Consider the following 7,619-nt stretch of genomic DNA (forward strand, 5'->3'; position numbering starts at 1 on the left):
TTTAAGTCTTAAAAATATCTATTAATAAGAATCGGGAATAAACGAAACATGCTTACGACGATGAGACATAGAGCATTCCTGCCTTTTTTAAAGAATCCCTTTACATTTTCTACGGTTCCCCACAGAAGAACCTACGTTTTCCGAACCAGAAACATACGGTTTCGCATTGAGAAACCTATGTATCCCTCACGAAAAACATAAAAATCTCTTCAATAAACAGAGATTTACATAAAGACATTTCAGTCTTTTCTTAGAAAACTGATGAAAACAGCAATTCCTTGTTTCTCCTTACACAAGGAAAAACAAGGAATCGTTATCATGTCACGAGTTCACTTCCTATTTATTCTGTCATAAAAGTAGCTTTTATAATCATATCATTAGCCCTGTCAATTCCCCACAAATTACCTTGCTCATCCATAGATATTGCTTGTCCTGGAAAAGGAACCGGATAAGTTCTCAACCATTTGAGAGTACTTCCCCTCTGGGGCAATGCCAACACATAGCACTCAGCCGCATCATGCCCAGTGCAAAACAGTAAATCATCTACAAACAAACCTCCCGAAAGACTACAAGGACTCAACTTCTTTATCAAGTTTTCAGGAAGTACCCAGGCCTGTAACTCTCTCCATTCTTCATCAAACTCCACTAAATGTGACCATGAAACATCTCTCCCCGGCTGCTGTGCATAATTCGCATAATGAGCAAAAAAAGCATACCATTTATTTCCTTTCTTTACAGCCCAAGTACATGAACCATACCGAATACCCAGACTGATGTGATTAATATGTTTCAGAGTATTCTTATCAAAAATCTCTATAGAACTGGTCATCGGCAATTGTGGATAATTTGAATTTACACAATATAACAAATCTCCAATGATACACCCACTATTCATGTGTATAATACTTTCTGGTTCCGTTCCGTTTCTTTCCATTCCGTAATTGAGTCGCCGGACAATGTATATTTTATTATCGTTTTATTTGACACAGCATACATATATCCCTCGTCAACGACTACAGCTTGCTTGGCCATCTTACAAGCAAAACGCCCTGTTTCCTTATAATATTGAGCATATCCAAAAAGAAACTGACTCACTAAAACCAATAAGAAAAAAGTTCTTTTCATATCTATTTTCATATCATTACCAAACTACTTTTCCGACATAAATTTTCCCCAATTTTTATTAGGAGCAGCCCCCATCCACAATTCTAATATTCCCCCATGTACAAAATCAGAATGGAGCAACTGATAGAAATTATAAGCTTTCCCGTTCAACGTAGCTTTTTGTATATAACAGTTTACCTCAGAATTATGATGAGTCACAATTTTAAACTCTTTTCCAGCATAATAATCAGAATCCAGCTTTATCGTAATCTCATCAAACACCGGACTTGTGATGTCATAACATGGATGCGAAGAAGAACCTCCGTCCAGACTAAATAATCCGACTGCCATCAAAGCACTAACCCCGGCCATCTGTCCCTGGTCTTCATCATTCCCAGTATACCCCTTTTCCGGAGTGATAGCTCCATACGTCTGTTTCCCAACCTGACGTACCCAATACTGAGTGAGCCAAGGATACCCTACATGCGAAAACACATGTGCACTTGAACAACCCGGCTGATTGGCATAACTTATATAGCTGAACAGAAAATCATCTGCTACCGACTTTCGAAAAGCCTCATCCAATCTGACCGCCAGACTATCTTGTCCTCCCATCATACGGGCTAAACCCTGAATATCGTGCGACAAACCAAAAGTAGCCTGCCATGCATTAGCTTGAACAAACCCCTTTTCCGACAGAGGGTCTGTATGCAGCCAATCACCATTTTCACTTCGCGGTATCATTAATTTTAACTCCGGATGAAAGGAAGCTTTCCAACCCATAGAACGTTTCTGAAAATACTTAGCCTCCCTCTGTTTCTTCATTTTTAGAGCCATCTGCCCTAAACTCCAGTCCTCAAAAGCCCACTGTATGGTCAGACCGGCATCATCCGGGCAATATCCATGTTTTACATAAAAATCCAGCTCCCAGTCCATATCGAAAGCCAGCATTCCTCCTTTTTCATGATTCCTTTTCATCGCCTGAAAAGCTTTCTCCGGATTCCACTTACGATAAATACCACGTTGATATGCACTTGTAATCATCGAAGTAGCCGGACAACCTGTCATTATATACGTATATGCACCTACAGACGGGCCACGAGGCAACAACCCTCCATTCCTGTCATATTCAAGAAATGAAGCAGAAAACTCATCCAACACAGAAGGATAGGCTAATCCCCATAATGTATTCAAATTCCATTGAGTCAGCCACAATGCATCCGAATTATACATGTGATGAATCACTTTTCCATCCTTTCCTTTTGGCAACATCCGTGACTTATAATCTGGAGAAAGTGTGTGAATACGGGTAGCTTTTCCAACTCTTGTCCCTCCCTTCAAATAATCCGGATAAGAGCCATCTATATCATCAATTTTATGCCTTCCCAGCAGCACATGCCATAAATCCGTATAAAATTTCATCTTTTGCTGGTTAGTTCCACCTTTTACATCAATTTTACCCAACCACTCATTCCAGACAGATAATGCTTCAGTCCTCACTTGCTCAAAATCCCAATGAGGACATTCCTGGTCCATATTCTCTCTTGCATTTTCTATGCTTACATACGAAAAGGCCGTTTTCACCAAAAGCTGTTCACCAGGCTTCAACACCCCAAAATCAGCTTCTACTCCAGAAGTTGGTGACTGCTTAAAAGAAGACCCTGGTATGGTATACACCTCTGTAGAGCCGTTCATCTGAGTAATATCACATTGTCTTTCATTTCCAGTCCAACTGTTTAATGTACGAAAAGGACGTTCAAAACGGACTACAAAATAAACCCGCGCCTTATCGACTCCTCCCCATACTCTTCCTGTGGTGTCAAAATATCCCGCGATTTCCGTTTCATTTACGCGCGAAGCGTGTGCACCCACCATCGTAGAAGTAGATATATGTCCGCCAAGTCCCAGCAAGACTTTCGCCAGTGACTCTTGTGCATACGTCAGCCGATAAAATCCCACACGTTCAGTGATTGTCTGTTCTACCCATATTCCATATCTATCCAAAAATAACCGATGGTAGCCAGGCTGCACAATTTCTCCATCATGCGAAAAAGAAGAGCTCCACCCACTTTCACCTTTACGGGTATCAATCTGACCTGTTATCGGCATCAGATTCAAACCAGATATAACCCAGTCATGAATCTGAGGAAAACCTAAAACCCGGGTAGAGTTATAACTGTATCCCCCACCGCCTTGATTTATATTACGTGTCAGAGGAGCAGAGCTCATCATTCCAAAAGGAAGACTTCCGGTCACAAAAAAGAAATAACGTCCCTTGGCTGTTTCCACATAAGGATTTACCCAAGAGATGTAGTCTGAATAAGATTCAGGAGAAGGCAAGACTTCTATCTCGGACAGACCAAGATTCTCCCCTTCACCATCAGTTACCTGGAAACGTATCCAACTGACTCTTTTAGAGTCAAAATCAACCACTTTAGGTGCACCATCATTAGCAATTAAATTTACATCAATCGAAGTTCCGTCACTGAATGAAAGAGTACCTGCCGCCGTATGGCTGCTTATATCCGGACAATCATATAAAATAATCCGGCTGATGTTTACTGGGTAATCCCAATCCAATTGTACCCAGGGGAAGGGACGAACCCTGCCCCTCATATCCAGGCGGCTACCTGAACGCCATTCTCCTGTATTCAGTATACGTATAAGCCCGTCTGACACACGTGTTGCATCCACCTCCTTCCCTGCAGCTGAAGAGCAAGAGACCTTTGCCAGAGAGGCAATGTTATGAGGCGTCGCAGATAACAAAAGGGGAAACAGGCACCATAGAAAAAACAAAAATGCTTTTATCCTCATAAGACTAATTCTTGTTTCAAGTTATAATTCCTACTCAAGGGTCAATGGGTTCTGTGGGCTGAATAATTAATGACTCCTGCAACGGGAAAAATTCCATCATACGCTCATTCAGCCTTTTCCCTAAACGATAAGGTACATAACCTAATTCACGAAGACAACGTGAATCCATTCCTTCCACAAAATTTAAATGAGAAAAAGAAGACGTTACCACTGCGGCCTTTTCTACAGGAAAACCGTTACGGAACATAATACGTGCTGCATTACGAAAGTTCGTGGTAGTATGTCGCGCATGAGGCTCTATAATAATGGCACTCTCCGGAATCTGCCAAACGTCCATCAAATACTTTTTCATTTCAAAAGCCTCATTGTAAGGAGTATGATATGGATGTACCCTTCCTCCCGATACAATAATAAATGGTGCCTGATGCTGACGATACATCATGGCTGCATAGGCAGAACGAAGCTTCCCTTCCGGGCTAATAGATACATTGGGTTCCTCGGGTCCTGCGCCTAACACTAAAATGGCTGTATAAGGATAATTGTTCCATTCTGTTTGGCTAACCTGAGTATATGCCATTCTGTTTTCTGTCGAACACAGAGGCTCATAATCAATCGACTGACGGCGGTCGTTCACATCAAGCAAAGCCTTAACGGCAGCCATAGGTACAGAATAAAAAACAGGATGTGTTTTTACCCCAAATGCAATATTTTGCTGACAAGTAGGAAGAATTTCCTCTATAAACCGGCGGCTATGTATGTAAAAGCCAATAGAATCGATTTGAGGATAATGAGGTTTCCGGGCTGCTGCATACACCTCTATCGCATAGTTCATTCCTTCTGCATCTTGCTCCCAGATTTTTTTCAAGAACTCTGCCCCATTCTCTTTATACTGCTGATAGCAACCGGAAGGGATTATATGCCTTGTCAACAACCGATCAATCGGATTTCCCGGCTTATAAAGACTTGCCAATGCTTTTCCAGCTTCTGTAATCTCTTCTGCAGAGAATTTCATCGCTTCCACCCGTTCCTGCGAAGTCTTTGCTTCATGCAAACGCTCTAATTTCTTCAGCCCCATTTTTTTCAAAACAGGGTCATGACAAATCATAGAATCTACTTCACCAAATTCACGCAACAGAGCTGTAAAATAATATGCTTTATTCTCTATCTTCTCTGCAGAAATTAAATGGTATTCTCTCTGAACCTGTGCATACGAGCATAGGGAAAACAGTAAACCCAAACAGCATATACCTATCTTTTTCATCGTCTGCCCTCCTCTTTTAAATATTGCAGTAACTGCACAGGACGGTCTGTCTGAATTAATGAAGCTCCTTTTTCTAACAACCATCCCCAGCTTTCATCTTTCTGATTCAATTCCACAGCACGGTCATCATCATGCCCACCATTCAATGAAGGCCACAATCCGTTCAGCCAAATCTTAGAACCATTATCTTTCACCTTTTGAAGTAAACGTAAAACTTCCGGAGTTACTTCTGAAAAGCAGCATTCCATTGCCACAGGTTTCATCTGTCTATACCCCTCTATAAACGCCTCTGAATCAGGATTGTTTAAGTCTACAATCGGCATATAGATAACTTTGTCAAGTACATCCCCATTTTCAGCCTTGACTTTTTCATAAGCATATCTGGATTTTATCACCACCTGGTCTATAGTCTGTGTTTTTACCAATAACTTATACACCTCTTGAAAATAATCATAGCCCTTATCTATGTTTATCAGAATTTTTCCTTTTGTCAGTTCCAATACCTCCTCCAAAGTCGGAATTGAATGGAAAGTAACTCTTCCCAGTCCATTTTTCAGACGAAACTTTTGTAATTCGACTAACGTATAATCCGAAACTTTCCCCTTTCCGTCGGTCGTACGGTCTATAGTATTGTCGTGCATAATTACCAGCTGATTGTCTTTTGTCATCTTCAAATCAATCTCAATCATGTCAACTCCCATCGCCATACAATTTTGAAAGGCCTGTAATGAGTTTTCAGGTGCATTTCTCCAGTCGCCACGATGAGCTACTACCAATACTTTCTTCGTCTCATGACTCTTCAAATCTACCACAAGAGTCTTTGCACTCTCCTGAGCAGAGAGTACAAAGACTGTGCAGAGAAGAAAAATCATACAAGTAATTCTCTTCATCTTAAAATTCTATTTAGTGATTAATATCCTTCGTTCTGATACATTCCTTCCGGATTCAGCAACCATTCATCATAAGGAATCGGATAATAAATATCTGTTTCCGTAAAGTTCTGCAAATTTGATTCGTTATAGTCATCCTGATTTTTCGCATGCATATACTCTACAAGTTCAGAAGGAGTAAAGAAACGCAACAAATCATACCAGCGCTGATTTTCAAATGCCAGCTCGACACGACGTTCATGAAGAATAGCTAATTTCAATGTCGGGAACTTATGACTGTAAACCGGATCATTCTTTACCACTTCATAATCAGGAACGCCCGCACGGGCACGCACCTTATTCAAATATGAAATAGCAACATCTGTATCATCCAGCTCTTCATAAACTTCTGCCAACATCAAGATTACGTCAGCATAACGCAGTACAATCCAGTCGTTTCCTCCATAACCTAAAGTACCAGCTGCATCACTTTTATCACGATATTTCGTTACATAATAGCAATTCTGGCTATCTGAATGCCCTACAGAATAAGCATAACGTGCGTCTGTCCAACCATAACCGTTATCACTCGTCTCAAATTCCTTTACCAAATCAGGTGTCACTTTCAGCATAGGTACCCCTTGTGTTGCATAAAAAGAGTTAGTTGTTTCTCCCCCCGGCTGAGTATTTTTGGCAATGCTTGAGTGATAATCCTTATCTCCTTGCTTATACACAATCTGAAAAAGAATCTCAGGACAAGCAGTCTTATTATTCACATTGAATACACCATTTGAAGCCTCTGGATCAAAAGATATTTCACTTAATTCACCAAAATTTCTCATTTCGTAGCACTGTTCAAGATAAGTTTTAGCTTTGTCCAAATACTCATTACGCTTACCGTCTTCCAGCACATGAGCCATAGTAAGATATACTTTTCCTAACAATCCGGCTACAGCCGCTTTATTAGCTCGTCCTCTTTCTGCTTCGGTATAATTAGGCAGCGCATTCTTATCCAGACCAAATTTCAAATCTTCTACAATCAAGGCATACACCTGCGATTTATCCACACGATGTGTATTGGCTGTAATTTCATCTGGAGTAGACAGGTATTGAGTAACTAAAGGAGCATCCCCCCATTTACGTACCACATCAAAATAAGCCAATGCACGTACAAACTTTGCCTCTGCCAAATACTCATTCTTCTGGGCCTCTTCATCGAATGAAATGCTTTCTGCCCCTTTAATGGCAAAATTGGCATTGTTGATAGTCGTAAACATAGCATTCCAGTGAGACTTCAGGTAGGTATTACTCGGCAACAAAGAGAAATCCGTGAACTGGAAAGGTTCTCCTGCAGCAGACTGATTATCCCATCGTCCTGCATTATCCGAACGTTCTTCCGTATAAGCAGTACTTCCTTCGCCCATACAAGAACCAGACCGCAACGCCATATAGGCCCCATTTACGGCACGTTCCACGTCATTTTCTGTTGAGAAGAAGTTTTCTGCCACAATATGATTAGGGTCATTTTCTGTAAGAAAATCCGTACAAGCAGGCCGTGTCAGTACTCCCAT

At 41.0% G+C, this 7,619-nt stretch carries 6 protein-coding genes; all 6 read right to left on the reverse strand.

Features of this window, described 5'->3' with window-relative positions; genetic code table 11:
* Positions 1-340 precede the first annotated feature (340 nt).
* Positions 341-895 (reverse strand): hypothetical protein, encoded by a 555-nt coding sequence (locus ACMJ0U_RS08365; RefSeq protein WP_417129527.1) that lies wholly within the window; start codon positions 893-895, stop codon positions 341-343.
* On the reverse strand, positions 892-1,125 hold the full coding sequence (locus ACMJ0U_RS08370) for a hypothetical protein (RefSeq protein ID WP_417129528.1): 234 nt from the start codon (positions 1,123-1,125) through the stop codon (positions 892-894). The genes ACMJ0U_RS08365 and ACMJ0U_RS08370 overlap by 4 nt, the downstream gene beginning before the upstream one ends.
* Before the next feature lie 24 nt (positions 1,126-1,149).
* On the reverse strand, positions 1,150-3,918 hold the full coding sequence (locus tag ACMJ0U_RS08375; protein ID WP_417129529.1) for a GH92 family glycosyl hydrolase: 2,769 nt from the start codon (positions 3,916-3,918) through the stop codon (positions 1,150-1,152).
* A gap of 34 nt (positions 3,919-3,952) precedes the next feature.
* Complete coding sequence (locus tag ACMJ0U_RS08380; protein ID WP_417129530.1) at positions 3,953-5,179, reverse strand: YdcF family protein; 1,227 nt, start codon at positions 5,177-5,179, stop codon at positions 3,953-3,955.
* Positions 5,176-6,069, reverse strand: a complete 894-nt coding sequence (locus tag ACMJ0U_RS08385) for a glycerophosphodiester phosphodiesterase family protein (protein ID WP_417129531.1) — start codon at positions 6,067-6,069, stop codon at positions 5,176-5,178. The genes ACMJ0U_RS08380 and ACMJ0U_RS08385 overlap by 4 nt, the downstream gene beginning before the upstream one ends.
* A 20-nt stretch (positions 6,070-6,089) precedes the next feature.
* Positions 6,090-7,619, reverse strand: a 1,530-nt coding sequence (locus tag ACMJ0U_RS08390) for a RagB/SusD family nutrient uptake outer membrane protein (RefSeq protein ID WP_417129532.1), incomplete at its 5' end; no start/stop codon positions are given.

Source organism: Phocaeicola sp. (assembly GCF_048170425.1).
Taxonomy (GTDB): Bacteria; Bacteroidota; Bacteroidia; order Bacteroidales; family Bacteroidaceae; genus Phocaeicola.